At 44.2% G+C, this 570-nt stretch carries 1 tRNA gene and 1 rRNA gene; both read left to right on the forward strand.

Annotated elements, in window-relative coordinates:
- Positions 1-81: ribosomal RNA gene (locus A6U95_RS13780) — 16S ribosomal RNA — on the forward strand; the annotation flags it as partial.
- Between the two features lie 145 nt (positions 82-226).
- A tRNA-Glu gene (locus A6U95_RS13785) sits at positions 227-302 on the forward strand.
- The last annotated feature ends 268 nt before the right edge of the window (positions 303-570 follow it).

Genomic DNA, 570 nt, shown 5'->3' on the forward strand with positions numbered 1-570 from the left:
CTTACCACTTTGTGATTCATGACTGGGGTGAAGTCGTAACAAGGTAACCGTAGGGGAACCTGCGGTTGGATCACCTCCTTACCTAAAGATATGCAGTTGAGTGCAGTGTCCACACAGATTGTCTGATGAAAAGTAATGAGCAAAGCGCTACCTGTTGATGTAATGAGTCTTGTGGACTCATGCTGATACGAACCGATTAAGAAGTTTTATTTAATCGGATTTTCGTGTCCCCATCGTCTAGAGGCCTAGGACACTGCCCTTTCACGGCTGTAACAGGGGTTCGAATCCCCTTGGGGACGCCATCCGATAATGAGTGAAAGACATTATCACCGGTCATTCGTGACTGATTATCTTAAAGATGACTCTTGCGAGTCGTGTTTAAGATATTGCTCTTTAACAATCTGGAACAAGCTGAAAATTGAAACATGACAGCTGAAACTTATCCCTCCGTAGAAGTATTGGGGTAAGGATTAACCTGTCATAGAGTCTCTCAAATAAACAGCACGACAGTGTCTCTGTTTACAGAAACACCTTCGGGTTGTGAGGTTAAGTGACTAAGCGTACACGGTG

The organism is Serratia sp. 14-2641 (genome assembly GCF_001692375.1).
GTDB classification, from domain to species: domain Bacteria; phylum Pseudomonadota; class Gammaproteobacteria; order Enterobacterales; family Enterobacteriaceae; genus Chania; species Chania fonticola_C.